Raw genomic sequence first — 23,602 nt, 5'->3', positions numbered from 1 at the left:
AACCCAGGACCCTCTCCTTAAAAGGGAGATGCTCTACCAACTGAGCTACCAGATCGTCTTTTAGACGGGTGCAAATATATAGTCTTTTTTCTATTTAACAATACTTTTTAATCTCTTTTTTTGTTTTTTTGTAAAGCAAATACTTGTAACTCTTTAATCAATAATAAAATAACCAAAACGATGAAAATAATTTTATTAGGCTATATGTCTTGTGGGAAATCTACGATCGGTAAAATTTTATCTAAATTTATTAATATAGATTTTATTGATTTAGATGATTTTATTGAAGAAAAGTATAATAGTTCTTTAACAGAGATATTTAAAACTAAAGGTGAGTTATTTTTTAGGAAGATAGAGCGATTGGCTTTATTGGAATTGTTAGGTTCTAGAAAGCCTTTTGTATTGTCACTTGGTGGAGGAACTCCATGTTATTATGATAATATGGATTTATTACTAGAGACTGAAAAAGTTAAATCTTTTTATTTAAAATCTAGTTTACCAAAATTAGTTAATAGATTAGAAATTGAAAAAGAACAAAGACCATTAATTAGCCATTTAGATAACAAAGAGGTTTTAACCGAATTTATTGGTAAACATTTATTTGAGCGTTCCTTTTTTTATAATAAAGCTCATTTTGTAATTGAAAACGATGGAGATATTGAAGTAGTAGTAGAGGCAATAGTTGCAAAGTTATACTAAATAAGCTTTAAAGTTGTTTTTAATTAAATCGACTTTAACCAGTTCATTAAGAGATGTGGACAAAGATATTCCTTTAAAATCAGCTTTTACAGGGAATTTTTTATGATTCCTGTTTACTAATACAGCTGTTTTGAATTTCTTTAAAGGTACGTTCAAAAAATGTTTAACACCATATATTAATGTTGTTCCAGAATTCAATACATCATCAACTAATACAATAGATTTATTAGTGTATTCACTTTTTGGAATAGATGTTTTTATAGTTTTTAAAGGGTTTTTCTTATCAATTAAAACTTCACATAATATAATTTGTAAAGGAGATATAGATTCTAAAATATCTTTTAAAAGTTTGGCAATATCAAAACCTCTGTGAGAAATTCCGGCCAAAACTATCTCAGACTCATTAAAATTGCTCTCATAAATCTGGTAAGCTATTCTTTTTAATTTATGATTAATTTGATTATGATTTAATATAATATTCATAGTTTACTCTTCTTGGTCATTATAAATTGCATCAATATCTCTTCTGTCTTTTTTTGTTGGTCTTCCAACACCTTTTTTACGGTAATAATCTTTAGCTAATTTAAGTAATTCTTGTGTTTCAAAAGCAGATTTAGGCGTAGTGTCTATTCTGAAAATATCAACTAATTTAGCGCCAATTCTATTAGATGGTAAGTCTAAAACGGTTAATTGATAATTTACTTGGTCTTTTCGTATAATAATTTTATCAGTCGGGTAAATATCTCTACTTGGCTTAACAGTCAGATTATTTACCTTAACGTGACCCTTCTTACAAGCATTTGTGGCAATACTCCTTGTCTTAAAATATCTAACACACCATAAATACTTATCTATACGCATACAATTTTAACTAAAAACTTCGTTAATGTTTTTTACAAGATTGTTTTAAATATGTATCTTGCAACACAAAAATAAGAATAATGAAAATAAGAAACTTTATAACTTTAACTTTATTAATTGGATTAATCGTTTTTTCTTGTAAAGACGATGATTTAGTAGATACATCTATCCCAGATAGAGATAGAGCTGAAGTTTATGCAGAAGATATTATAGAAATAGAAGAATATTTATCTACTCACTTTTATAATTATGAAGAGTTTTTGACTAACTCAGAATACAGTGATGAAAACGACTCTTTTAGTATAGTTTTTGATACTATTTCTTCTGAAAATGGAACTCAAGATAAAATTTCATTAATGGATATGTTAGATAACAATGCTTTAGACGGTTCATCAAATGTATTGAGGTCTAAAGAAGTTGAAGATTCTTCTGGGCAAATTTATACATTGTATTATTTAGTGGTAAGAGAAGGCTTAGGTCAATCACTACATTCCCTAGATAAAGCAATTGTAAGTTATAGAGGAACAGTTTCTACAGGAGATTCATTCGACGGTACACCAATCCCTATCCCATTTAATTTAACAACTTTTGGTTCGTCTGCTGGTGTTGTTGAAGGTTTTAAAGAAGGGTTGCTTGAATTTAAAACTTCAGTTGCATTTACAGAACAACCAAATGGAGAAATAATTTACGATGATCACGGTATTGGAGCTATTTTTATTCCCTCAGGATTAGGTTATTTTTCTCAACCCTTAGTTGGAATTGATTCATATACTCCAATATTTTTCACCTTTAATTTAGTAGATAGAAATGATACAGATTACGATTTAGATAATATTCCTTCACATTTAGAAGATTTAAATGATAATCAAGATGGGTATGACGATGACACTGATGATGATGGTTTAAATAATTTTTTCGATAATGATGATGATGGAGATGGTGTTTTAACTAGAGACGAAGACTTAGAGGATATGGATTTACTAGTTGATTCTGATGGAGATGGAGATCCAACAAACGATAAAGATGGTGATGGAAATCCTTTAAATGACGATACAGATATGGATGGAACTCCAAACTACTTAGATACTGATGATACCGAATCTAGAATTCAAGATTAAAAATTGAATTAGTATATATTTAAAATCCGAAGTAATTTTTGCTTCGGATTTTTTTATGGTTTAAATCTAGAAGTGTTTTGGTGTTTTTTAATTGCCTTTTTAGATAATAACAAACCAATTATTAAAGAAGCAAATGCACCAGAAGCAATTCCTGGTATAAAATCTAAGAATAAAAATACATCATATAATCCATGAAAAAGAATTGCCAATGTTAATCCTGTTAAATTAAGAAGCCATTTGTTTTTAGCAAATTTAGCTTTCCCCATAAAATAACCCATCAATATTCCAAAAGTAGCGTGCGCAGGTATTGCTGTAAAAGCTCTAGTTAATGCAATTTCATAGCCGCTTTGTAATACATAAATAATATTTTCTGTAGCAGCAAAACCCATAGAAACCATTACTGCATAAACAATACCATCAAATTTTTCATTGAATTCTGTTTTTGGTTGTGCGTAATACCTTACAATAATATATTTACAGAACTCTTCTGTAAAAGCAACTACTATAAATGCTTTTATAATTTGTTGTTGTATGTTAAAATCTTCGTGTAATGGTAAAATAAAATTGAAACCTTCATACATAATTAAGGCAAGAATAATACTTGCTATAGCTCCTAAAAGAAATGAAAACAGTAACAATTCTATAGGCTCTTTATCATATTTATCGCTATAATAAATATATAGAATAATTAAAGCTACAGGAGCTAAAGCAGATAAGATAAGAGTTATCATAATTGTGCTAAATTTAATTTAATATACTTTAGGACTTCGCAATAGTAATCATAATTTGAAGCTACAAAATGTCCATTTGTTGAACTATTTTTTAAAAGAAATTCAAATTCTTTAATAGAAACTAATTTTAAAGCTTCTACTTCTTCTTTTTGAGGTGTCAATTTATGTATACAAGTGTTTAATTCTGCAATAAAGGTATGGTGAAATTCGTTGTCTATAATTCCATTATCATAAGATTTAAAACAATCAAACACACCAATTTTAGTTAGGCTATCTTCATTTAAAATCAAACCAATTTCTTCTTTCATTTCTCTTAACGTACCTTCGTTAATAGTTTCGCCAGCATCTATATGCCCAGCAACAGAAACATCCCAAAGTAGGGGATAAATTAATTTGGATTTTGAACGTTGTTGTAGTAAAATCTCTCCATTATTGGTAAACAACCAAACATGAGCTGTGTTATGATAATAGCCTTTTTTGTGGATATCCGATTTTAAAGCGGTTTCTCCAGTAGTTTCTCCATTTTTAGTTAAAATGTCTATAACTTCTTCTTTCATTTTAAATAAAAAAGCGTCTAAATTTTGTTTTAGACGCTAGTTAAAAGATTACTTCTAATTATTTTTTATCAAAGTAGCTAAACGTTTCGCCATCTTCAATTTTAAGTAATGTTTCGTAAATTAATTTAATTACATTTTCTACATCATCTCTATGAACAGTTTCTACTGTAGTATGCATATAACGTAATGGTAAAGAAATTAATGCACTTGCAACTCCTCCATTGCTATATGCAAAAGCATCTGTATCTGTTCCTGTTGCTCTAGAACAAGCTGCACGTTGAAAAGGAATTTTATTTTCGTCTGCAGTATCTGTAATTAAATCACGTAACTTTTGTTGTACAGCAGGAGCATAAGCAACTACCGGTCCATTACCAATTTCTACATGACCTTCAACTTTCATATCAATCATTGGTGTAGCTGTATCATGAGTTACATCTGTTACAATCGCTACATTTGGCTTTATAGTTTCCGTAATCATTTGTGCTCCACGTAAACCTATTTCTTCTTGTACAGCATTGGTTATGTAAAGTCCAAATGGTAAAGTTTTTTTGTTTTCTTTTAATAATCTTGCAACTTCAGCAATCATAAATCCTCCCATTCTATTATCTAAAGCACGACAAACAAATTTGTCTTCGTTTAAAATGTGAAACTCATCCGGATATGTAATTACACATCCAACATGAACACCTAAATCTTCAACTTCCTCTTTAGATTTACAACCACAATCAATAAATATGTTGTTTGGTTTTGGTGGTTTTTCATTTGCTTTATTTCTTGTATGTATTGCTGGCCAACCAAAAACACCTTTTACAATACCTTTTTTAGTGTGAATGTTAACAATTTTACTTGGTGCAATTTGGTGATCGCTTCCTCCATTTCTAATTACATAAATAAAACCTTTATCATCTATATAATTAACGTACCAAGCTATTTCATCTGCATGACCTTCAATAACAACTTTATATTTAGCCTTTGGATTTATTACACCAACAGCAGTTCCATAAGTATCAGTAAAAAACTCATCTACATAAGGTTTTAAGTAATCCATCCAGATTTTTTGCCCATCCCATTCGTATCCAGTAGGAGCAGCGTTATTTAAATATTTTTCTAAAAAGTCAATAGACTTTTTGTTTAGTATGCTTTTTTGAGCCATTTTATTATAATTTTTCACTAAAATAAGAATATTCACATTTAATTAATAAGACAATGTGGTTTAATTCGTAATTTTATCTTATTATTTTGAAGAATACATACTTTGGAATAATTTTAGTTGTTTGTGTTTTATGAAATTTAAGTTATTCCTTTTTGTCTGTTTTCCATTCTTTTTGTTTTCGCAAGAAGAAAAATCAACTGTAACAGATTCTATTTCAGAACATTTAATTAAAATTGAAGGCGATTCGCTTTTTACTAATCAAATAGAACTTAAGGAAGTTGAATTGTTACCTAAGCTAAAATTTAAAGATAATTTAGCTAGAAGACGCTATTTAATTTTAAGACGAAAAACATTAAAAGTTTATCCTTATGCCAATTTAGCCGCAGAACGATTACAGACATTAAACGAACGTTTAAAGTTATTGAAAAGAAATAGCGATAAGAAAGCTTATTCTAGAAAAATTCAAAAATATATAGAAGAAGAATTTTCTGCAGAATTGAAAAAACTAACACGTACCGAAGGTCAGATTTTAGTAAAGTTAATCCATAGACAAACAGGAACTACAACTTTTGAATTGATTAAAAACCTAAGGAATGGATGGCGTGCATTTTGGTATAATTCTACTGCAAGTATGTTTAATATTTCTTTAAAAGAAGCTTACAATCCTTTAAAGAATGAAGAAGATTATTTAATTGAAGACATCTTGTTGCGTAATTTTGAAATTAGTAAAATAGAAGGGTTAAAAACAGCTTTAGATTTTGATTTTTTTGAAGCTCATAAAAAATGGTCTAAAAAGAAACCAAATGAAAGTACAAAGTAAATTAGAAGAACGTCTTAATGCTTTTTCTCACGGAATTGGTGCTTTTTTAGGTGTTATTGGCATTATATTATTGTTACTTCAAAATTCATATAAATCAGAATTTAGTATTGTTAGTATTGTTGTTTACGGATTATCTATAATTATATTGTTTACTTCTTCAACAGTTTATCATTCTGTTTCCACTCCAGATTTAAAACACAAATTTAGAATATTAGATCATATTAGCATTTATATATTAATTGCAGGAACTTATACACCAATTGTATTAATCTCTTTATTACAAAGTAAAGGTTTAATGTTATTAGGCTTAGTTTGGGTAATAGCTTTATTTGGAGTTATTTTAAAACTTTTTTTTACAGGAAAATTTAATGCTATCTCTACAGTTTTGTATGTTGCAATGGGTTGGCTTATTGTTTTAGATTTTGAAGCGCTTAAAACTATTGTAGAGCCAAACGGAATTTATTTATTATTTACTGGTGGATTCTTTTATACAGTTGGTGTTATATTTTACGCAGTAGAGAAAATTCCTTATAACCATGTTATTTGGCATTTCTTTGTATTAGCAGGAGCAATTAGTCACTTTTTAATGATACTAAATTATGTTATTTAGGTAATTTACCAATAATAGAACTGCTTTTCCTCTATGTCCAATTTTATTTTTTAAATCTAAATCCATCTCAGCAAAAGTTTTGTTGTAGTTGTTTGGTTTAAAAATGGGATCATAACCAAATCCTTTTTTGCCTTGTTTTTTTGTTGTTATTTCACCTTTGCAAATACCTTCAAAAGTATTCGATTTATCTTCTATTTGTAAAGCTATTACAGTTTTAAACTGTGCGTTTCTATTTGATTGATTTTCTAGGTTTTTAAGAAGCAGCTTCATATTATCGTTCGCATCTCTTTTCTCGCCAGCATATCGTGCGCTAAAAACACCAGGTTCGTTATTTAAGCTTTCAACCTCTAAACCAGTATCATCTGCAAAACAGTTGTAACCGTAGTTGTCTTTAACGTAAGTTGCTTTTTGTGAAGCATTTCCTTTTATGGTAGATTGTGTTTCTGGAATATCTTCTAAACAGCCAATATCTTCTAAACTTAAAACAGTTATAGAATCTGGAATTAAACCTTGAATTTCGTTTATTTTATTTTGATTATTTGTAGCGAATACGAGTTTCATATAATATCTATTACTATTAATTAAATCTATCTATGATGATAAGGTTCATTCTTTAAAATTGTAAATCCTCTATACAATTGTTCTATTACAAATAAACGCACCATTTGATGAGAAAACGTCATTTTAGATAGACTTATTTTTCCTTGTGCTTTTTGGTAAACATCTTTAGAAAAACCATATGGTCCACCAATAACTAAAACCAATTGTTTAATACCAGAATTCATATGTTTTTGTAGATATTTAGAAAATCCTACAGAATCAAACTGTTTACCGTTTTCATCTAATAGAACTAAAGCATCAGTTGGTTTTAATTTGTTTAAAATAAGTTCGCCTTCTTTTTGTTTTTGTTGGTCTTCGCTTAGATGTTTTGCTTTTTTTAAATCAGGAATAACTTCTAACTGAAATTTTATATAATGATTTAATCGACTTTGATAATCGTTCATCAAGGTTTCCAGATGTGAATTATCTGTTTTCCCTATAGTAAGTAGTTTTATGGTCATAAGTTACAAATGTAAAACTTTTTAAAATTTGAAAATTAATTATTCCATATTTTTAAATGCAATCCTTAACTTAGCTGAAACAATTTTTACCAATGATTTCTAAAGAACAATTTAATACAGAATTAGAATTAATAATAGCAAATGCCATTAGAGAAGATGTAGGAGATGGAGATCATAGCTCATTATCTTGTATTCCAGAATCTGTATCAGGAAAAGCTAAATTATTAGTTAAAGACGAAGGTACAATTGCAGGTATAGAATTTGCTAAAGAAGTTTTTCAGTATGTAGATGCTAATTTAGAAGTAGAAACTTTAATTAACGATGGAGATACTGTGAAATATGGGGATATTGCTTTTTATGTTTCAGGAAGTTCTCAATCTATATTAAAAGCTGAAAGATTGGTATTAAACGCTATGCAACGTATGAGTGCTATTGCTACTAAAACAGCATTTTTTGTTGATTTGTTAAAAGGAACAGGAACAAAAATTTTAGATACACGTAAAACCACACCAGGAATTAGAGCTCTAGAAAAATGGGCTGTAAAAATTGGTGGTGGAGAAAATCACAGATTTGCTTTGTATGATATGATTATGCTAAAAGATAATCATATAGATTTTGCAGGAGGAATTACACAAGCAATAGAAAAAACAAAAGCGTATTTAAAAGCTACTAACCGTGATTTAAAAATTATAGTAGAAGCTAGAGATTTAAATGAAATCAAAGAAATTTTAAAAACCGATGGCGTTTATAGAATATTAATAGATAATTTTAATTACGAAGACACAAAAACTGCAGTAAAATTAATTGGAGATAAATGTCTTACAGAAAGTTCTGGTGGAATTAACGAAAAAACTATTAGAGATTATGCACTTTGTGGTGTAGATTATATTTCTTCTGGAGCATTAACACATTCTGTATATAATTTGGACTTAAGTTTAAAAGCAGTTAATTAAATAAATGAGTTTTGATTTAAAAATCTTTCTTTTAAAAATACCACTAGTAAATTTAATAGTGAGAGGTTTGTCTGCTATAAAACCAAAAAACATAGAGGGTTTATCTTTATACGATTTACTTGTTTTATATATAACAGGAATAGCTAAAGGTGCAGTTACTGCTAGAGCAAGTGCAATTGCTTATAGTTTTTTTATGGCATTGTTTCCTTTTTTATTATTTATAATAGTTGTTATTCCATATATTCCTATAAATGGATTTAGAGAAGATTTTTTGGTGTTTCTAGAATCGTTTTTGCCACCAACTACATCCGATTTTTTTGATGAGGCAATTTTTAAAAATCTTGAAGATAATAATGGAAGCGTAGGTTTAATTTCTTCTGTTTTTGTGGTGTCTATTTTTTTAATGACAAATGGTGTAAATGCTGTTTTTGCAGGATTTGAAAAATCGTATCATGAGCAACTTAAACGTAATTTTATTCGTCAGTATCTATATGCACTTGGTGTAGCAATTATTCTTGCGTTTTTATTAATACTAACTGTAGCCTTTTTAGGTTATTTTAATATATATGTAATAGAAAATTTAGAAACTTATGGTTATTTACATAAACGACAATCAAATTTTTGGGTAACAGCTGCAACTTATGGTTTTTTTGTGTTAATGGTTTATTTAGCAACATCTACACTATATTATTTTGGAACAAAAGAAGGTAAAATAACTAAATTTTTTTCTGTAGGAGCTTTGCTAACTACAGTTTTAACAATGTTAACGTCTTTCCTTTTTGGTGTTTATATCGAGAATTTCTCTAAATACAACGAACTTTACGGTTCTATTGGTGCTTTGTTAATTTTATTAGTTTACTTATGGCTTAATGCAAATATTTTAATTTTAGGATTTGAATTAAATATGTCTATAAGTTTCATTAAAAACCGTAAAGAATAATGAGAGTAACATTAATAATATGTTTGTTTCTAATTAGTCAGTTTGCCAATAGTCAAAGTATTCTTGGTAAATGGAAAACCATAGATAAAAATGGTACAGAGAAATGTATTGTTGAAATTTATCAAGAAAAGGATAAGATTTACGGTAAGATTATTGAGATTTTAGTTGAAGAAGATAAAGAAGCGCTTTGTGTAAAATGTGAAGGTTCTGAAAAAGATCAGCCTATTTTAGGGTTAGTTTTAATAAAAGAGATGGAGAAAGATGGTGAGTACTATCGTAATGGGACCATTTTTGACCCAGAACACGGCGAAAAATTTAAATGTAGAATTACCTTAGAAAATGATAATACATTAGAAGTTAGAGGTTATTTATCGTTTTTGTACTCTACACAATATTGGGAACGCGTTTAGGGTTCTTAATTTTAAAATACAATAAGTGCTTTATTATATAGACGTTATTTTACCAATTCCTTTAGAAAAACTATTTACATATAGTATTACTGAAGCAGAATCTAACTTTTTAAAAGTAGGAATGCGTGTTGCTGTGCCGTTTGGTAAAACTAAAATTTACACAGCAATTGTTGTTAATATTCATACTACAAAACCTTTAGTTTATGAAGCTAAAGAAATTCATCAAATCTTAGATGAGTCGCCAATAGTTTTAGAACAACAATTAAAATTTTGGGCTTGGATTTCAAGTTATTATATGTGTACCTTAGGAGATGTTATGCGTGCAGCTTTGCCTAGTGCATTTATGTTAGAAAGTGAAACATTTATAACTAAAAATCATGGTAGTCTTTTAAGTGCTTCAAATTTTACAGATGATGAATATTTGGTTCTCGAAGCACTTCAGCATCAATCTACTTTAAAGATACATGAATTATCCTCTATTTTAAATAAAAAAAATGTACTTCCGGTAATTAAAAAACTGGTAGAAAAAGAAGTGATTAAGTTAGATGAGGAGATTTACGAAAAATATAAGCCAAAATTGGTTAGATATATAAAACTCCATTCAAATCATTTAAAAGAAAATCAATTACAACTTACTTTAGAAGAGCTTAGTCGTGCACCAAAGCAAAAGCAAGTGGTAATGACTTTGTTTATGATGCAGTCTAAATCTAAAGAACCTATTAAGGTAGAAGCATTAGTTGCAGAAAGTCAAGCAAGTAGTTCAATCATAAAAACATTAATAGATAAATCTATTTTAGAAGAATACTTTATTCAAACGGATAGAATTAATTATTCTAACGAGACAGAAGAGTTAAAGATTTTAAGTGAAGATCAAACAACTGCATTAACTCAAATAGAATCAGAATTTAAAACTAAAAGTGTTGTATTATTTTATGGTGTTACATCTTCAGGAAAAACGGAAGTTTATGTAAAACTTATAGAAGAGGCTTTGCAGAAAGGAGAGCAAGTTTTGTATTTATTACCAGAAATAGCATTAACAACACAATTAGTAAACAGGTTAAAAAAATATTTTGGTGATAAACTTGCAGTATTTCATTCAAAATATACCTTAAACGAACGTGTTGAGGTTTATAATAACGTTTTACATAACTCTGAAAGCGCTCAAGTTATTTTAGGCGCTAGATCTAGTGTTTTTTTACCATTCAATAAGTTAGGTCTAATTATAGTAGATGAAGAACATGAACAATCCTATAAACAATTTGATCCAGCTCCAAGGTATCACGCAAGAGATTCAGCTGTTGTTTTAGCGCATCAATTTAGTGCTAAAATACTTTTAGGAAGTGCTACTCCAAGTTTAGAAAGTTATAATAATGCAAAGCAAAATAAGTACGGATTAGTAACATTAAAAAAACGTTACAATAACGTCTTAATGCCAGAAATAGAATTAATAGATGTTAAGGATAAACATAAGCGTAAGCTTATGAAAGGCCATTTTAGCGATAGGTTAATTCTAGAAATGCAAGAGACTTTAGAGCAGGACTTACAGATTATTTTATTTCAAAACCGTAGAGGTTTTGCGCCTATAATAGAATGTACTACATGTGGAGAAGCGCCACAATGTCCAAATTGCGATGTTAGTCTAACTTATCATCAATATCGTAAACAATTACGTTGTCACTATTGTAGTTATACAATGGCAATGCTAGAAAAATGTATGGCTTGCAAAAGCTCTTCTTTAGATTCTAAAGGGTTTGGAACAGAACAAATAGAAGAAGAAGTGAAGTTGCTGTTTCCAAACTATAAAGTTGCGCGTATGGATTTAGATACTACGCGAGGTAAATATGGTTACGAAAAAATTATAACGGCTTTTGAGCAACAAGAAGTTCAAATATTAGTAGGTACGCAAATGTTAACTAAAGGTCTAGATTTTAGAAATGTAAAATTGGTTGGTATTATGAATGCTGATAATATGCTTAATTTTCCTGATTTTAGAGCTCACGAGCGTAGTTTTCAATTGATCCAGCAAGTTTCAGGTAGAGCAGGAAGAACAGGTGTTAGAGGTAAAGTTTTAATTCAAACCTTTAATCCATATCATAAAATATTACAACAAGTATCAGAAAATAGTTACTCTAAAATGTTTAATGAGCAACTACAAGAGCGCTACGATTTTAAATATCCACCGTTTTTTAAATTATTAAAAATAACTTTTAAACATAGAGATTATAATAAAGTAGAAGTTGCAAGCGACTGGTTTGCAAAAGCATTAAGACAAACATTTAAACAATATATACTTGGGCCAGAATTCCCAGCAGTTTCAAGAGTTAGAAATATGTATTTAAAAAATGTCTTAGTTAAGATTCCACAAAATCAAAGCCTGGCTAAAACAAAAGAAGCTATCTATAAAATTAAAAGTAGTTTTGAAGCTATTGGCGAATTTAAATCGGTTAGATTAATTATTAATGTAGATAATTATTAGTGATTATTTAAAGCTTCTGCTAAGCTAGATTTTTTGTTTCTACTTAAAGGGATAAGCTCTTGCCCAATTTCTACATGTTTACTATCAAAGCGTTCAATTTTTTTCAAATTAACAATATAAGATTTGTGTATTCTTAAAAAATGATCTTCTGGTAGTTCTTTTTCAAAAGCTTTCATTGTGGATAAAACAACTAAACTAGCATCTTTTGTAACAACTTTCACATAATCTCCAAGTGCTTCAATCCATTTAATTTCATCTAAATAAACTTTACGCTTTTTTAGATTGCTTTTAACAAAAATATGTTCGCTTTCATTAGTTTTGTCTTCCGAAAGACCTTTCGAATTAGACATTGCTTTATCAACAGATTGATTAAATCTGTCTTTTTCTATAGGTTTCTTTAAATAATCTGTAGCATCATATTCAAAAGCCTTAAGTGCATATTCAGACTTTCCGGTAACAAATATAATTTGAGGCTTGTTGCTTAAAGCATCTAAAAGCTCAAAACCATTAAGTACTGGCATTTCAATATCTAAAAAAATAAGATCTATTTTTTTATTAGCTATTCCATTTTTAGCTTCTAGTGCATTTTTATATTCTGCAACTAAATTTAAATTGTTATTACTTTCAATTAATTTAACCAAAGAAAGTCTTTGGATAGCCGAATCATCAACAACAATGCAATTTAATACCATTTTTTAATTTTTAATTTGTGGGTTACCTACAAGTTTACAAAAATACATTGTTTAATCCAATACTTTTGTCTAATTAAATTAAAAAAGCATTATAAAATTTAGGAGTTAAAGTTTGTGTTAAGAGATAAAAGTTTGTATTTTTGCAGTCATTTTTAACAAATTAAATAGATTTTATATGAATCATTATGAAACTGTTTTCATCTTAAATCCCGTTTTATCTGAAACTCAGATAAAGGAGACAGTGAAGAAATACGAAGATTTTCTTGTTTCTAAAGGCGCAAAGATGGTAGCAAAAGAAGATTGGGGACTAAAAAAATTAGCTTACCCGATCCAAAACAAAAAGAGTGGATTTTATCACTTATTTGAATACCAAGTAGATGGTGAAGTTATCGAAAACTTAGAATTAGACTTTAGACGTGATGAGCGTTTTATGCGTTATTTAACAGTATCTTTAGATAAGCATGCTGTTTCTTGGGCTGAAAGAAGAAGAGCTAAACTTAAACTAAAAGCGTAATTATGGCAACTATAGAACAACAAGCTAAAGGTAAAAAAGATGGTGATATTAGATATCTTACACCATTAAACATAGATACTAATAAGCAAAAAAAATACTGTCGTTTTAAAAAGTCAGGTATTAAATATGTAGACTATAAGGATGCAGATTGGTTATTAGGCTTTATTAACGAACAAGGTAAAATTTTACCTCGTCGTTTAACTGGAACTTCATTAAAGTATCAAAGAAAAGTGTCTGTAGCAGTTAAAAGAGCTCGTCATTTAGCTTTATTACCTTATGTAACAGATTTATTAAAATAATAAACTATAACTATGGAACTTATATTAAAACAAGACGTTGAAAATTTAGGATTTAAAGACGATGTTGTAACAGTTAAGAACGGTTATGGTAGAAACTTTTTAATCCCAACAGGACACGCTATTTTAGCTACTTCTTCTGCTAAAAAGGTATTAGCAGAAAACTTAAAACAACGTGCTTATAAAGAAGCAAAAGTTGTTGGTGAAGCTAATGAAGTAGCAGCTGCATTAAAAGAATTAGATATTAAAATATCAGCTAAGACTGGTGTTGGTAGTAAATTATTTGGTTCTGTAAATAATGCTGATGTTGTTGAAGCAATGGCAAAAGAAGGTCAAAGCATCGAGAAAAAATTCGTAACAGTTATTGGTGGTACAGTTAAACGTACTGGTAAATACAAAGCTGTTATTCGTTTACACAGAGAAGTAACTGTAGATTTAGAATTTGAAGTTGTAGCACAAGCTAAATAATTTCTTTTTTAAATTTATAACATATATTAACCGTTTAGAGCTTGCTTTAAACGGTTTTTTTTAGTTAAAATTTATATTTATGACTTACGCCAGATTAACAAAAGAACAATTTGAAGAGTTACATCAAGAATTTATTAATTTCTTAGCAACACAATCTATAGATGCTACAGAATGGAAAAGTATTAAAGCTAATAAACCAGACGTTGCAGAGCAAGAATTAGATGTTTTTAGCGACTTAGTTTGGGAAGGTGTTTTAACAAAAGCAAGCTATTTAGAACATATATCTCCACAAAGCATGCATTTATTTGCTTTAAATGAAGATAGTATGCATTTAATAGGTGTAAAACTTAAAAATAAAATGGATCTCACTACAAAAGAAGGTTTTGCGTGGTTAAGAGATAATTTATTAGATGAAAACGTTGAGTTTGTTACAGCTTCTAAAACATATACAGATAATAAGAACTTAGATAAGTTTACACTTATACAACAAGGTGCAATAATTACCAAAGGAGATTTATATAATTATTTTGCTAAACTTATTAATTAAGTATTTTTACAAAAAATAAACGGAATGGCACAAAAACCAAGTATACCAAAAGGAACAAGAGATTTTAACCCAGAAGAAGTGGCAAAACGCCATTTTATAATGGATACTATTAAAGCTCAATTTAAAACTTTTGGGTTCCAGCCTATAGAAACACCAAGTTTTGAAAATTCATCTACTTTAATGGGTAAATATGGTGAAGAAGGTGATCGTTTAATTTTTAAAATTCTTAATTCTGGAGATTTTTTAAAGAATGTTCCTTTTGAAGATATAAAAGAGGAGTTGTTGGAAAATATTGATGGATTAAGCGAAAAGAATAAAGAATTATACACATACAAGTTTGAAGGATTGAAAGGTGTAGAGGAACTGAAAAAATCAATCCAAAAATATGTGAAGGATACATATTTAACAGAGAAAGCACTTCGTTACGATTTAACTGTGCCTTTTGCACGTTATGTTGTTCAACACCAAAACGAAATAGAATTTCCATTTAAGCGTTTTCAAATGCAACCAGTTTGGAGAGCAGATAGGCCACAAAAAGGTCGTTTTAGAGAGTTTTATCAATGCGATGCAGATGTAGTAGGAAGTAATTCTTTATGGCAAGAAGTGGAGTTTGTACAGTTGTATGACAACGTATTTTCTGCTTTAAAACTTGAAGGTGTAACTATTAAAATTAATAATCGTAAGATATTATCTGGTATTGCTGAAGTTATTGGTGCAAGCGATAAACTAATAGATTTTACAGTTGCATTAGATAAGTTAGACAAAATAGGCGAGGAGAAAGTAAAAGAGGAAATGTTATCTAAAGGTGTTTCTGAAGAAGGAATAAATAAGCTTCAACCTTTATTTATATTATCTGGTGATTTTGGGAATCAAATTGAAAGCCTAAAATCTATTTTAAGTACTTCTATTGAAGGTTTAAAAGGAATTGAAGAATTAGAATTTATTAATCAAGCTATTTCAACTCTAGGACTTAAAACAGCTAAATTACAGTTGGATGTTACTTTAGCACGTGGATTAAACTATTATACAGGTGCAATTTTTGAAGTTTCAGCTCCAGAAGATGTAAAAATGGGGTCTATTGGCGGCGGCGGACGATACGATGATTTAACTGGGGTTTTTGGTCTTAAAAACGTAAGTGGTGTTGGTATTAGCTTTGGTTTAGATCGTATTTATTTGGTTTTAGAAGAATTAAATTTATTCCCTGAGACTGTAGCAGATAGTACTCAAGTTTTATTTATTAATTTTGGGAATAAAGAAGCTTTATTTTCTTTAGAAGCTATTAAGACTTTAAGAGAGAAAGATATAAATGCAGAATTATATCCAGATAGCTCTAAAATGAAAAAACAAATGAATTATGCTAATAAGCGTAATATTCCATTTGTAGTTTTGGTTGGTGATAATGAAATGGAAGCTAATAAATTTACTTTAAAAAATATGATAGAAGGTTCTCAAGATCTTTTAAATATAGATGATTTAATTACTTCTATTAAATAAATAGTATTTTAAAATAGAACAAAAAAATGAGCTTCAATCCTGAAGCTCATTTTTTTATTTTTAAGATTGTATTTACTACTTATATTTTAAAAGTAATAACAGGTTTTGTTGCATGATTAGCAATATCTTCAGAAATACTTCCTGAGAAAAAATGTGAAATACCAGTTCTTCCATGAGTAGCAACAGAAATAGCATCCATATTAGCTTCATTAGCATAATTTAAAACGCCTTTTTCAACAGTGAAATCAGACACAAAGGAAATGTTATTTATATCGTTTTTACATTCTGTTTTTTCTAAAAAGGCATCTACTTTTTTACGCATTTCAGAAGATGTTAAGAAATAATCTCCAGGAGTATTTACATAAACTAAGTTTAATTTAGCTCCTAATTTTTTAAATAAAGTATTTGCTTTAATAAAAGGCGTAACCACTTCATCTGTAAAATCGGAAGCAAAAACTATATTTTTAAATTGTAAAGCATTAGTTTCTTCTTTTACTACTAAAACAGGGATATCAGAATGTCTAACAACCTTTTCTGTGTTAGATCCAACAAATAACTCGCTAAATCCATTAGAGCCATGAGACCCCATAATTATTAAGTCTGCTTCGTTTTCTTTAGCAACATCGTTAACCTCACTAAAAACCTTGTAATGCTTTACTAAAGGCGTAACAGAAACATCTTTTAAATAGTCTTGTTCTAAGAATTCTTCAAATTTTTGTTTTGCTAATTTAAAATAAAAAATAGTTTCATTAGTATGTGTAGCTTCGCCACGAGTTAAAAATGTATCAGAAAGCTCTAACATATGTAATGCTAAAATCTCTGCATTATGTTTTTTTGCCAATTGCGCAGCAGCTTTTAAAGCAAATATTGAATGTTCAGAAAAATCTACAGGTACAATGATTGTTTTCATGGTGTTTAAAGTGTTTTTGTTAGTAATAATTTCTAATACTAATTTACGAAAATTATACCGATTTTGTACTAAAATTAATCTAAAATATGAACGATTTTAGCATAGTGAATATCACTAAAATTAGTAACAACTAAATCTGCTTTTGTATAATCTTGATTTTTAGAATTTAGGCTGTTGTAACCAATGCAATATATGTTAGCGCTTTTTGCAGCTTTAATTCCATTAGTAGAATCTTCTATTACAATACAATTTTCAGGGTTTTGATTTGCTGCTTTTGCTGCTTTTTCAAAAATTTCAGGATGTGGTTTAGAGGCTTTTAAATCTGCACCACTTAATTTAGCTACAAAATATTGATCTAGATTAAAACGATTAAATACTTTTTCTATAGTTCCCATAGAAGCAGAAGATGCTAAAACTAGAGTTAATCCATTTTTGTGATAATCTTGAATTAATTCTAAAACGCCAGGAAGTAACTTTAAACTTTCATCAAAATCAAATAAATTATTAAAATGGCTACGTTTACATAATTCTAATTCTAAAGCGGTTGCTTTGGGATTAAAATTTTCAATCAGAATATTACAGACGTTTTTAGTAGATTTACCAGTTAAGCCTTCGTAAAATTCTGACGTTACAGGCATTTTGTAATCGTTAAACATTTTATAGTAAGCTTTGTGATGTAATGGCTCTGTATCTACAATAACACCATCCATATCAAATAAAATAGCTTTTAGCATAGTTTTTGTTTTTTTGCAAATATAATATCTTAATTTAGTTGCTTACTATTTATCTCTTTTTTAATGCTCTATATCATCATATTTATTGGATTGTTGGTTGTTGCTGTTTTAGGATTTTCTAAATTGAAATCAAAAAAAGCAGCATCGTTTCCTAATCATTGGTTATCAATCTTAGAAGAAGAGGTGCTGTTTTACAGAAGACTTTCAGAAGAAAGCAAATCGATTTTTAGACATAGAATGATGCTTTTTTTAGTAGAAGTTCACATTGATGCTGTAAAAACGACGCTTCAAGATTTAGATAAAATACTAATTGCATCTAGCGCAGTAATTCCTGTGTTTGGATTTAAAGAATGGCATTACAATAGATTAAGCGGAATTATTTTGTATCCAGACACATTTAATCATAATTTAGAATTTGCTAAAACATCAGAAAACAGACAAATTCTTGGTATGGTTGGATCTGGTCAGTTTGAAAACCAAATGCTTTTATCTAGAAAAGCATTAAGGAAAGCATTTAGTAATGAAACAGATAAATTTAATACGCCAATACATGAATTTATTCATTTAATAGATAAAGAAGATCATCATATAGATGGTATCCCAGAGGTTATTATGCCAAAAGAATATATAGAACCTTGGTTAGAATTAATGTATAAAGAAATAGATGCTATTTATAATGGTGAATCAGACATTAGACCTTATGCAACCACTAATCAGGCTGAGTTTTTGGCAGTAACATCAGAATATTTTTTTGAACGACCAGCTTTGTTTAAGGAAAATCATCCTGAGTTATTTGAGATTCTAGAAAGAACCTTTCAGCAACCAAAAATAAAATAGAGTTAGGATATGTTAGAACAGTTAGTAAGCCATTACAGTTATTTATTTGAAACTGATTTACTTAAGGAAATTAGTTATGTTTCACAGTATAAAACAATTCCAGAAGGTGAGGTTTTAATGGATTTTGGACAAACTATAAGTTATATGCCTTTAGTTTTAGAAGGCGCTTTAAAAATATCTAGAGAAGATAAAAAAGGCGATGAGTTAGTGCTTTATTTTATAGAGCAAGGAGACACATGTGCTATGACTTTATCATGTTGTATAGGTAATTCTAAAAGTGAAATTAAAGCTATAACAGAAACAGATACTACACTAGTTTTAATTCCAGTAAATTATATGGAATTATGGTTAAGCAAATATAAAAGTTGGCAGCGCTTTATTATTCAGAGTTATAACGAGCGTATGAATGAGTTATTAGAAGCAATAGATACTATTGCATTTTTAAAAATGGATCAACGTTTATTTAAATATTTAAAAGATAAAGCAATGGTAAATCATAACAATGTTATTTTTGTAACACATCAAGATATTGCTCAAGATTTGCATACGTCAAGAGTAGTAGTGTCTCGGTTATTAAAAGTTTTAGAAATAGAAGGTAAAATTAAATTGCAACGAAATCAGATTAAACTATTAGATTTTTAGTTATGTAACAAATGTTGCTTAAAGTTTGATTTTATAGAGGTAAATTTGCCCTAATATATATTAGATTGTTTATGGATGTTTTAGGTTATATAGCTGCTGTTGTTATTGGTGTAGTCTTAGGCTTAATTGGTGGCGGCGGATCTATTTTAACAGTTCCTGTTTTAGTTTATATTTTAGCAATAAATCCTGTTTTAGCAACAGCTTATTCTTTGTTTGTAGTTGGAACTACGGCTTTGGTAGGCGCTATTAAAAATATTCAAAAAGGATTAGTGGATTTTAGAACTGCAATAGTTTTCTCTATACCTGCATTTATATCAGTCTATTTAACTAGGAAATTTATTGTTCCTAACATTCCAGAAGAATTATTTACTGTTGCCAATTTCTTAGTGACAAAGAACATAGGAATCATGCTGTTTTTTGCGCTAATTATGTTGGTTGCTGCGTTTGCAATGATTAAAAGAAAAAAACACGATTGTGAGTCGACCACAGAAACCTCTTATAATTATCCTTTAATTATTATTGAAGGTTTAGTAGTTGGTCTATTAACAGGAGTTGTTGGTGCTGGAGGCGGATTTTTAATTATTCCAGCATTAGTTTTATTGGCAAAATTACCAATGAAAAAAGCGGTAGCAACATCATTGTTAATCATTGCTGTAAAATCTTTAATAGGTTTTTTAGGCGATGTGCAAAACTTAGAAATGGATTGGGTTTTTCTAATTAGTTTTACATTATGTGCTATTGTGGGTATATTTATTGGAATATACTTGTCTAATTTTGTAAATGGAAAAAAATTAAAGAAAAGCTTTGGTTGGTTTGTACTAATTATGGCATTTTACATCATATTTAAAGAAATATCACAATAAGAAATTATAATTTTGAATCGAAAATTAAACGTATGAAAATAGAACAAATTTATACCGGTTGTTTAGCGCAAGGCGCATATTATATTGAAAGTAACGGAGAAGTTGCTATTATAGATCCACTTCGTGAAGTAGACACTTATATTAAAAAAGCAGAAGCTAATAATTCAAAAATCACTTATATTTTTGAAACGCATTTTCATGCGGATTTTGTAAGTGGTCACGTAACGTTAGCAGAAAAAACTGGCGCTAAAATCGTTTATGGTCCAACAGCTAACCCTAAATTTGATGCTGTTATAGCAGCAGATAATCAAGAATTTAAAATTGGAAAAATAACTATTGTCGCATTGCATACGCCAGGACATACAATGGAAAGTACAACGTATTTACTAAAAGATGAAAACGGAAATAATCACGCTATTTTTAGCGGAGACACTTTGTTTCTAGGTGATGTTGGAAGACCAGATTTGGCTCAGAAAGCTGCAGATATGACTATGGAAGATTTAGCAGGATTGTCTTTTGATAGTTTACGAAATAAAATTATGCCTTTAGCAGATAATATTATAGTTTATCCAGGTCACGGCGCAGGTTCTGCATGTGGTAAAAATATGATGAAGGAAACTGTTGATACTCTAGGGAATCAAAAACAAATGAATTATGCTTTACGTGCAGATATGACACGCAATGAATTTATAAAAGAAGTGACAGATGGTTTAGCGCCACCACCAAAATATTTCCCTTTAAATGTTAAAATGAATAAAGAAGGTTACGAGGATTTAGATGTTGTTATAGAGAACTCTAATAAACCATTAAATCCAGACGCTTTTGAAGCTTTAGCAGAAACAAGTGAAGCTTTAGTTTTAGATGTACGTCATCAATCAGAATTTATTCAAGGCTTTATTCCGCGTTCTATTTTTATAGGATTAAAAGGTGGATTTGCACCTTGGGTTGGTGCTTTAATTGCCGATGTAAAACAACCGCTACTTTTGGTAGTTGATAAAGGTATGGAAGAAGAAGCAATTACACGTTTGTCTCGTGTTGGTTTCGATAATGTTTTAGGGTTTTTAAAAGGTGGAATAGATGCTTGGAAAACAAGTGGAAGAGAAGTGGATAGTATAGAATCTATTACTGCAGACGAATTTTCTAACCGACTAAAAACATCTGATATTTCTGTATTTGATGTTAGAAGAGAAGGCGAGTTCTTATCAGCTCATATCGATAAAGCTAGCTTTACTTCTTTAGATAATTTAAATAATCATTTAGCAGAATTCCCTAAAAATGGCGATTTTTATGTGCACTGTGCTGGTGGATATAGATCTGTAATTGCAGCCTCTATTTTAAAAAGTCGTGGGATCCACAACTTAATAGATGTTGCAGGAGGAATGGCTGCTATTAGAAAAACAAACATTGCTTTGGTAGAAAATGCTTGCCCTTCAACTTTAAAATAAGTTATGGCAAGTTTTAACGATATAATAAATAAAGAGCAACCTGTTTTGGTAGATTTTTATGCCGATTGGTGTGGACCTTGCCAAACTATGATGCCAATTCTAAAAGAAGTTAAAGATACTTTAGGAGAAGCAGTTTCTATTTTAAAAATAAATATTGATAAAAATCAAAGTATTGCAACACGTTTTCAAGTTAGAGGCGTGCCTACTTTTATGCTTTATAAAAACGGAAAGCAAGTATGGAGGCAATCAGGTTTAATACAAAAAAACGATTTAATTCAACTTATAAAAACACATCAATAAAATGGAATTAATATATAAACCTTGGGCTTGGTATGTTGCTGGTCCTATAATAGTTTTTGTACTATTTATGTTGGTTAAATTAGGGAAGAGTTTTGGAATGTCTTCTAATTTAAATACTATGTGTACTATAGCAGGTGCAGGTAAATTTTCTGACACCTTTAAAACAGATTGGAAAATAAATACGTGGAGCTTAGTCTTAATTTTAGGTGTCTTTCTAGGCGGCTTAATTGCTTTTAATTTTTTACATGTTGAAGCACCACAATTACATCCAGATAGTGTAGATAGTTTAAAAGCTATGGGATTTAATAGCGTAAACCAAGATTTCTTACCTCAAAAATTATACAGTTTAGACGCATTGTTAACTATTAAGGGCTTTGCTATTGTATTATTAGCAGGTTTCTTAGTTGGTTTTGGCGCACGTTATGCTGGTGGATGTACTTCTGGTCACGCTATTTCAGGATTAAGTAATTTACAATTACCATCTTTAATAGCAGTTATTGGTTTTTTTATTGGCGGATTACTAATGGTTCATTTTTTAATGCCTTTAATTTTTTAATATTATGAAATATCTATCATATTTAGCTTTAGGAATTCTTTTTGGAATTACACTTATAAAATCCGAAGTAGCATCTTGGTTTAGAATTTTTGAAATGTTTCAGTTTAAAAACTTTCACATGTATGGCGTTATTGGTTCTGCAGTTGTATTAGGAGCAATAGCCACTTTTATATTAAAAAAACAAAACACATTTTCTGGAGAAGCTGTAACTATTAAATCTAAAGCAAAAGGTTTTAAAAACTATTTGTTTGGCGGAATAATTTTTGGTTTAGGCTGGGCTTTAGGTGGTGCTTGTCCTGGACCAATGTATGCACTTTTAGGTTCTGGTTTTATTAGTATAATAGTTTTGTTATGTGGTGCAGTTTTAGGTGCATTTACTTTTGGATTGATAAAACATAAATTACCTTTTTAAAACTATTATTCTGATTCAACTGTAACATTTTAAAAGACTTAGCGTCCTATATGTGTAACTAAAACACAAATGCTATGTTAAAAGAAAATAAACAATTATTAGTTCTAACACACTTAAGTCAGTTAATTGTTCTAATTACTGGATTTGGTAGTTTATTATTACCACTAGTAATTTGGTTAACACAAAAAGATAAAGTATACGAGTTAGACCAACATGGAAAGCAAATATTAAACTTTCAAATTAGTTTATTAATTTATACTGTAATATGTGTTCCGTTAATTTTACTTTTTGGTTTAGGATTATTAGGATTTATTCTTTTAGCTGTAGGTGCAATTATTTTACCAATATTAAATGCAATAAAAGTAAGTAATAACCAAGATACAAGTTATCCGTTTAGTTTTGATATTATTAAATAGATTAGAATTTAAATAATGTTTTTATATTAAAAATAACCTTTTGATAGTTAAAATATTATTAACTAAAAAACACCTTAAACGTTAACG

At 29.2% G+C, this 23,602-nt stretch carries 31 protein-coding genes; 21 read left to right on the top strand and 10 right to left on the bottom strand.

The genetic code is table 11. The annotated features are described in order from the left end of the window. Nucleotides 1-180: 180 nt before the first annotated feature. Nucleotides 181-699, top strand: coding sequence for a shikimate kinase (locus tag ACFDSN_RS01130; protein WP_375237980.1), 519 nt, complete (start codon nt 181-183; stop codon nt 697-699). On the opposite strand, the gene ACFDSN_RS01125 is transcribed toward ACFDSN_RS01130, so the two are convergent. Together ACFDSN_RS01125 and ACFDSN_RS01120 are read right to left on the bottom strand one after the other, a co-directional pair. Further along, nucleotides 691-1,182 carry a phosphoribosyltransferase family protein gene (locus ACFDSN_RS01125; RefSeq protein WP_375237979.1) on the bottom strand — a complete coding sequence of 164 codons (492 nt, stop codon included), beginning with the start codon at nt 1,180-1,182 and terminating at the stop codon, nt 691-693. The two genes, ACFDSN_RS01130 and ACFDSN_RS01125, sit on opposite strands and share 9 nt — an antisense overlap. Before the next feature lie 3 nt (nt 1,183-1,185). Continuing rightward, entirely contained in the window at nt 1,186-1,560 is a 375-nt protein-coding gene (locus ACFDSN_RS01120) for an RNA-binding S4 domain-containing protein (RefSeq protein WP_375237978.1), read from the bottom strand. Nucleotides 1,561-1,640: 80 nt separating this feature from the next. Between ACFDSN_RS01120 and ACFDSN_RS01115 the strand changes: the two genes are divergently transcribed. Further along, nucleotides 1,641-2,678, top strand: coding sequence for an FKBP-type peptidyl-prolyl cis-trans isomerase (locus tag ACFDSN_RS01115; protein ID WP_375237977.1), 1,038 nt, complete (start codon nt 1,641-1,643; stop codon nt 2,676-2,678). A 53-nt stretch (nt 2,679-2,731) separates the two neighbouring features. Here the strand turns inward: ACFDSN_RS01115 and ACFDSN_RS01110 are convergent, their stop codons facing one another. From ACFDSN_RS01110 to ACFDSN_RS01100, 3 genes are read right to left on the bottom strand one after another with little or no spacing between them, the layout of a single operon-like run. Continuing rightward, nucleotides 2,732-3,409 (bottom strand): PrsW family intramembrane metalloprotease, encoded by a 678-nt coding sequence (locus ACFDSN_RS01110; RefSeq protein WP_375237976.1) that lies wholly within the window; start codon nt 3,407-3,409, stop codon nt 2,732-2,734. After that, entirely contained in the window at nt 3,406-3,966 is a 561-nt protein-coding gene (locus ACFDSN_RS01105; protein WP_375237975.1) for an NUDIX domain-containing protein, read from the bottom strand. Before ACFDSN_RS01105 ends, ACFDSN_RS01110 begins: the two co-directional genes overlap by 4 nt. A gap of 58 nt (nt 3,967-4,024) precedes the next feature. Further along, nucleotides 4,025-5,119 carry a M42 family metallopeptidase gene (locus ACFDSN_RS01100; protein ID WP_375237974.1) on the bottom strand — a complete coding sequence of 365 codons (1,095 nt, stop codon included), beginning with the start codon at nt 5,117-5,119 and terminating at the stop codon, nt 4,025-4,027. A gap of 130 nt (nt 5,120-5,249) precedes the next feature. Between ACFDSN_RS01100 and ACFDSN_RS01095 the strand changes: the two genes are divergently transcribed. Then, the gene (locus ACFDSN_RS01095) at nt 5,250-5,939 is read left to right on the top strand and encodes a DUF4294 domain-containing protein (RefSeq protein WP_375237973.1); all 690 of its coding nucleotides are present in this window, start codon (nt 5,250-5,252) and stop codon (nt 5,937-5,939) included. Beyond that, a complete protein-coding gene (locus ACFDSN_RS01090) occupies nt 5,923-6,549 on the top strand; it encodes a hemolysin III family protein (RefSeq protein ID WP_375237972.1) in 627 nt (208 codons plus the stop codon). Before ACFDSN_RS01095 ends, ACFDSN_RS01090 begins: the two co-directional genes overlap by 17 nt. Here ACFDSN_RS01090 and ACFDSN_RS01085 read toward each other — a convergent pair. Both ACFDSN_RS01085 and rlmH read right to left on the bottom strand, forming a co-directional pair. Continuing rightward, nucleotides 6,532-7,110, bottom strand: coding sequence for a non-canonical purine NTP diphosphatase (locus tag ACFDSN_RS01085; RefSeq protein WP_375237971.1), 579 nt, complete (start codon nt 7,108-7,110; stop codon nt 6,532-6,534). The genes ACFDSN_RS01090 and ACFDSN_RS01085 overlap by 18 nt on opposite strands. 26 nt (nt 7,111-7,136) lie before the next feature. Continuing rightward, nucleotides 7,137-7,610 (bottom strand): 23S rRNA (pseudouridine(1915)-N(3))-methyltransferase RlmH, encoded by a 474-nt coding sequence (gene rlmH / locus ACFDSN_RS01080; protein ID WP_375237970.1) that lies wholly within the window; start codon nt 7,608-7,610, stop codon nt 7,137-7,139. A 92-nt stretch (nt 7,611-7,702) separates the two neighbouring features. On the opposite strand from rlmH, the gene nadC reads away from it, so the two are divergent. The 4 genes from nadC to priA are packed head-to-tail and all read left to right on the top strand — an operon-like array spanning nt 7,703 to nt 12,389. Then, nucleotides 7,703-8,563 carry a carboxylating nicotinate-nucleotide diphosphorylase gene (gene nadC / locus ACFDSN_RS01075; protein WP_375237969.1) on the top strand — a complete coding sequence of 287 codons (861 nt, stop codon included), beginning with the start codon at nt 7,703-7,705 and terminating at the stop codon, nt 8,561-8,563. 4 nt (nt 8,564-8,567) lie between these two features. Continuing rightward, nucleotides 8,568-9,503, top strand: a complete 936-nt coding sequence (locus ACFDSN_RS01070; RefSeq protein ID WP_375237968.1) for a YihY/virulence factor BrkB family protein — start codon at nt 8,568-8,570, stop codon at nt 9,501-9,503. Then, nucleotides 9,503-9,913 carry a DUF2147 domain-containing protein gene (locus ACFDSN_RS01065; RefSeq protein WP_375237967.1) on the top strand — a complete coding sequence of 137 codons (411 nt, stop codon included), beginning with the start codon at nt 9,503-9,505 and terminating at the stop codon, nt 9,911-9,913. Before ACFDSN_RS01070 ends, ACFDSN_RS01065 begins: the two co-directional genes overlap by 1 nt. Nucleotides 9,914-9,938: 25 nt before the next feature. Next, nucleotides 9,939-12,389, top strand: a complete 2,451-nt coding sequence (gene priA / locus ACFDSN_RS01060; RefSeq protein ID WP_375237966.1) for a primosomal protein N' — start codon at nt 9,939-9,941, stop codon at nt 12,387-12,389. On the opposite strand, the gene ACFDSN_RS01055 is transcribed toward priA, so the two are convergent. After that, entirely contained in the window at nt 12,386-13,081 is a 696-nt protein-coding gene (locus ACFDSN_RS01055; RefSeq protein ID WP_375237965.1) for a LytR/AlgR family response regulator transcription factor, read from the bottom strand. The genes priA and ACFDSN_RS01055 overlap by 4 nt on opposite strands. Before the next feature lie 175 nt (nt 13,082-13,256). Here ACFDSN_RS01055 and rpsF point away from each other — a divergent pair, with 175 nt between their 5' ends. The 5 genes from rpsF (at nt 13,257) to hisS (ending at nt 16,400) form a co-directional block, all read left to right on the top strand. Then, a complete protein-coding gene (gene rpsF, locus ACFDSN_RS01050) occupies nt 13,257-13,595 on the top strand; it encodes a 30S ribosomal protein S6 (protein ID WP_375237964.1) in 339 nt (112 codons plus the stop codon). A gap of 2 nt (nt 13,596-13,597) precedes the next feature. Further along, nucleotides 13,598-13,894, top strand: coding sequence for a 30S ribosomal protein S18 (rpsR, locus tag ACFDSN_RS01045; RefSeq protein WP_375237963.1), 297 nt, complete (start codon nt 13,598-13,600; stop codon nt 13,892-13,894). A 12-nt stretch (nt 13,895-13,906) separates the two neighbouring features. Next, on the top strand, nt 13,907-14,359 hold the full coding sequence (gene rplI, locus ACFDSN_RS01040) for a 50S ribosomal protein L9 (protein ID WP_375237962.1): 453 nt from the start codon (nt 13,907-13,909) through the stop codon (nt 14,357-14,359). Nucleotides 14,360-14,438: 79 nt separating this feature from the next. After that, complete coding sequence (locus ACFDSN_RS01035; protein WP_375237961.1) at nt 14,439-14,906, top strand: DUF6495 family protein; 468 nt, start codon at nt 14,439-14,441, stop codon at nt 14,904-14,906. A 24-nt stretch (nt 14,907-14,930) separates the two neighbouring features. Then, the gene (gene hisS, locus ACFDSN_RS01030; RefSeq protein WP_375237960.1) at nt 14,931-16,400 is read left to right on the top strand and encodes a histidine--tRNA ligase; all 1,470 of its coding nucleotides are present in this window, start codon (nt 14,931-14,933) and stop codon (nt 16,398-16,400) included. A gap of 79 nt (nt 16,401-16,479) precedes the next feature. On the opposite strand, the gene ACFDSN_RS01025 is transcribed toward hisS, so the two are convergent. Both ACFDSN_RS01025 and ACFDSN_RS01020 read right to left on the bottom strand, forming a co-directional pair. Next, nucleotides 16,480-17,310 (bottom strand): universal stress protein, encoded by an 831-nt coding sequence (locus ACFDSN_RS01025; protein ID WP_375237959.1) that lies wholly within the window; start codon nt 17,308-17,310, stop codon nt 16,480-16,482. 74 nt (nt 17,311-17,384) lie between these two features. After that, entirely contained in the window at nt 17,385-18,044 is a 660-nt protein-coding gene (locus ACFDSN_RS01020; RefSeq protein WP_375237958.1) for an HAD family hydrolase, read from the bottom strand. 63 nt (nt 18,045-18,107) lie between these two features. On the opposite strand from ACFDSN_RS01020, the gene ACFDSN_RS01015 reads away from it, so the two are divergent. The 8 genes from ACFDSN_RS01015 (at nt 18,108) to ACFDSN_RS00980 (ending at nt 23,515) form a co-directional block, all read left to right on the top strand. Beyond that, nucleotides 18,108-18,881, top strand: a complete 774-nt coding sequence (locus ACFDSN_RS01015) for a zinc-dependent peptidase (RefSeq protein ID WP_375237957.1) — start codon at nt 18,108-18,110, stop codon at nt 18,879-18,881. A gap of 9 nt (nt 18,882-18,890) precedes the next feature. Beyond that, nucleotides 18,891-19,523: a Crp/Fnr family transcriptional regulator gene (locus ACFDSN_RS01010; RefSeq protein WP_375237956.1), complete on the top strand. Its 633-nt coding sequence runs from the start codon at nt 18,891-18,893 to the stop codon at nt 19,521-19,523. Nucleotides 19,524-19,594: 71 nt separating this feature from the next. Next, nucleotides 19,595-20,386 (top strand): sulfite exporter TauE/SafE family protein, encoded by a 792-nt coding sequence (locus ACFDSN_RS01005; RefSeq protein WP_375237955.1) that lies wholly within the window; start codon nt 19,595-19,597, stop codon nt 20,384-20,386. A 32-nt stretch (nt 20,387-20,418) separates the two neighbouring features. Beyond that, nucleotides 20,419-21,831: a rhodanese-like domain-containing protein gene (locus ACFDSN_RS01000; protein WP_375237954.1), complete on the top strand. Its 1,413-nt coding sequence runs from the start codon at nt 20,419-20,421 to the stop codon at nt 21,829-21,831. Nucleotides 21,832-21,834: 3 nt separating this feature from the next. After that, nucleotides 21,835-22,131 (top strand): thioredoxin, encoded by a 297-nt coding sequence (gene trxA, locus ACFDSN_RS00995; protein ID WP_375237953.1) that lies wholly within the window; start codon nt 21,835-21,837, stop codon nt 22,129-22,131. 1 nt (nt 22,132) lies between these two features. Further along, the gene (locus ACFDSN_RS00990; protein WP_375237952.1) at nt 22,133-22,687 is read left to right on the top strand and encodes a YeeE/YedE family protein; all 555 of its coding nucleotides are present in this window, start codon (nt 22,133-22,135) and stop codon (nt 22,685-22,687) included. Nucleotides 22,688-22,691: 4 nt separating this feature from the next. After that, a complete protein-coding gene (locus ACFDSN_RS00985) occupies nt 22,692-23,099 on the top strand; it encodes a YeeE/YedE family protein (protein WP_375237951.1) in 408 nt (135 codons plus the stop codon). A 74-nt stretch (nt 23,100-23,173) separates the two neighbouring features. Then, entirely contained in the window at nt 23,174-23,515 is a 342-nt protein-coding gene (locus ACFDSN_RS00980) for a DUF4870 domain-containing protein (RefSeq protein ID WP_375237950.1), read from the top strand. Nucleotides 23,516-23,602: the final 87 nt, after the last annotated feature.

Origin of the sequence: Aurantibacter sp., from assembly GCF_042094015.1 — a bacterium.
Lineage (GTDB): Bacteria > Bacteroidota > Bacteroidia > Flavobacteriales > Flavobacteriaceae > Aurantibacter.
This window is presented reverse-complemented; position numbering and strand designations above follow the sequence as displayed.

Excerpts from the sequence above, each read along its gene's own strand:
- ACFDSN_RS01130 (WP_375237980.1), top strand. The coding sequence starts at position 181 with ATGAAAATAATTTTATTAGGCTATATGTCTTGTGGGAAATCTACGATC.
- ACFDSN_RS01125 (WP_375237979.1), bottom strand. The coding sequence starts at position 1,182 with ATGAATATTATATTAAATCATAATCAAATTAATCATAAATTAAAAAGA.
- ACFDSN_RS01120 (WP_375237978.1), bottom strand. The coding sequence starts at position 1,560 with ATGCGTATAGATAAGTATTTATGGTGTGTTAGATATTTTAAGACAAGG.
- ACFDSN_RS01115 (WP_375237977.1), top strand. The coding sequence starts at position 1,641 with ATGAAAATAAGAAACTTTATAACTTTAACTTTATTAATTGGATTAATC.
- ACFDSN_RS01110 (WP_375237976.1), bottom strand. The coding sequence starts at position 3,409 with ATGATAACTCTTATCTTATCTGCTTTAGCTCCTGTAGCTTTAATTATT.
- ACFDSN_RS01105 (WP_375237975.1), bottom strand. The coding sequence starts at position 3,966 with ATGAAAGAAGAAGTTATAGACATTTTAACTAAAAATGGAGAAACTACT.
- ACFDSN_RS01100 (WP_375237974.1), bottom strand. The coding sequence starts at position 5,119 with ATGGCTCAAAAAAGCATACTAAACAAAAAGTCTATTGACTTTTTAGAA.
- ACFDSN_RS01095 (WP_375237973.1), top strand. The coding sequence starts at position 5,250 with ATGAAATTTAAGTTATTCCTTTTTGTCTGTTTTCCATTCTTTTTGTTT.
- ACFDSN_RS01090 (WP_375237972.1), top strand. The coding sequence starts at position 5,923 with ATGAAAGTACAAAGTAAATTAGAAGAACGTCTTAATGCTTTTTCTCAC.
- ACFDSN_RS01085 (WP_375237971.1), bottom strand. The coding sequence starts at position 7,110 with ATGAAACTCGTATTCGCTACAAATAATCAAAATAAAATAAACGAAATT.
- rlmH (WP_375237970.1), bottom strand. The coding sequence starts at position 7,610 with ATGACCATAAAACTACTTACTATAGGGAAAACAGATAATTCACATCTG.
- nadC (WP_375237969.1), top strand. The coding sequence starts at position 7,703 with ATGATTTCTAAAGAACAATTTAATACAGAATTAGAATTAATAATAGCA.
- ACFDSN_RS01070 (WP_375237968.1), top strand. The coding sequence starts at position 8,568 with ATGAGTTTTGATTTAAAAATCTTTCTTTTAAAAATACCACTAGTAAAT.
- ACFDSN_RS01065 (WP_375237967.1), top strand. The coding sequence starts at position 9,503 with ATGAGAGTAACATTAATAATATGTTTGTTTCTAATTAGTCAGTTTGCC.
- ACFDSN_RS01055 (WP_375237965.1), bottom strand. The coding sequence starts at position 13,081 with ATGGTATTAAATTGCATTGTTGTTGATGATTCGGCTATCCAAAGACTT.
- rpsF (WP_375237964.1), top strand. The coding sequence starts at position 13,257 with ATGAATCATTATGAAACTGTTTTCATCTTAAATCCCGTTTTATCTGAA.
- rpsR (WP_375237963.1), top strand. The coding sequence starts at position 13,598 with ATGGCAACTATAGAACAACAAGCTAAAGGTAAAAAAGATGGTGATATT.
- rplI (WP_375237962.1), top strand. The coding sequence starts at position 13,907 with ATGGAACTTATATTAAAACAAGACGTTGAAAATTTAGGATTTAAAGAC.
- ACFDSN_RS01035 (WP_375237961.1), top strand. The coding sequence starts at position 14,439 with ATGACTTACGCCAGATTAACAAAAGAACAATTTGAAGAGTTACATCAA.
- hisS (WP_375237960.1), top strand. The coding sequence starts at position 14,931 with ATGGCACAAAAACCAAGTATACCAAAAGGAACAAGAGATTTTAACCCA.
- ACFDSN_RS01025 (WP_375237959.1), bottom strand. The coding sequence starts at position 17,310 with ATGAAAACAATCATTGTACCTGTAGATTTTTCTGAACATTCAATATTT.
- ACFDSN_RS01020 (WP_375237958.1), bottom strand. The coding sequence starts at position 18,044 with ATGCTAAAAGCTATTTTATTTGATATGGATGGTGTTATTGTAGATACA.
- ACFDSN_RS01015 (WP_375237957.1), top strand. The coding sequence starts at position 18,108 with ATGCTCTATATCATCATATTTATTGGATTGTTGGTTGTTGCTGTTTTA.
- ACFDSN_RS01010 (WP_375237956.1), top strand. The coding sequence starts at position 18,891 with ATGTTAGAACAGTTAGTAAGCCATTACAGTTATTTATTTGAAACTGAT.
- ACFDSN_RS01005 (WP_375237955.1), top strand. The coding sequence starts at position 19,595 with ATGGATGTTTTAGGTTATATAGCTGCTGTTGTTATTGGTGTAGTCTTA.
- ACFDSN_RS01000 (WP_375237954.1), top strand. The coding sequence starts at position 20,419 with ATGAAAATAGAACAAATTTATACCGGTTGTTTAGCGCAAGGCGCATAT.
- trxA (WP_375237953.1), top strand. The coding sequence starts at position 21,835 with ATGGCAAGTTTTAACGATATAATAAATAAAGAGCAACCTGTTTTGGTA.
- ACFDSN_RS00990 (WP_375237952.1), top strand. The coding sequence starts at position 22,133 with ATGGAATTAATATATAAACCTTGGGCTTGGTATGTTGCTGGTCCTATA.
- ACFDSN_RS00985 (WP_375237951.1), top strand. The coding sequence starts at position 22,692 with ATGAAATATCTATCATATTTAGCTTTAGGAATTCTTTTTGGAATTACA.
- ACFDSN_RS00980 (WP_375237950.1), top strand. The coding sequence starts at position 23,174 with ATGTTAAAAGAAAATAAACAATTATTAGTTCTAACACACTTAAGTCAG.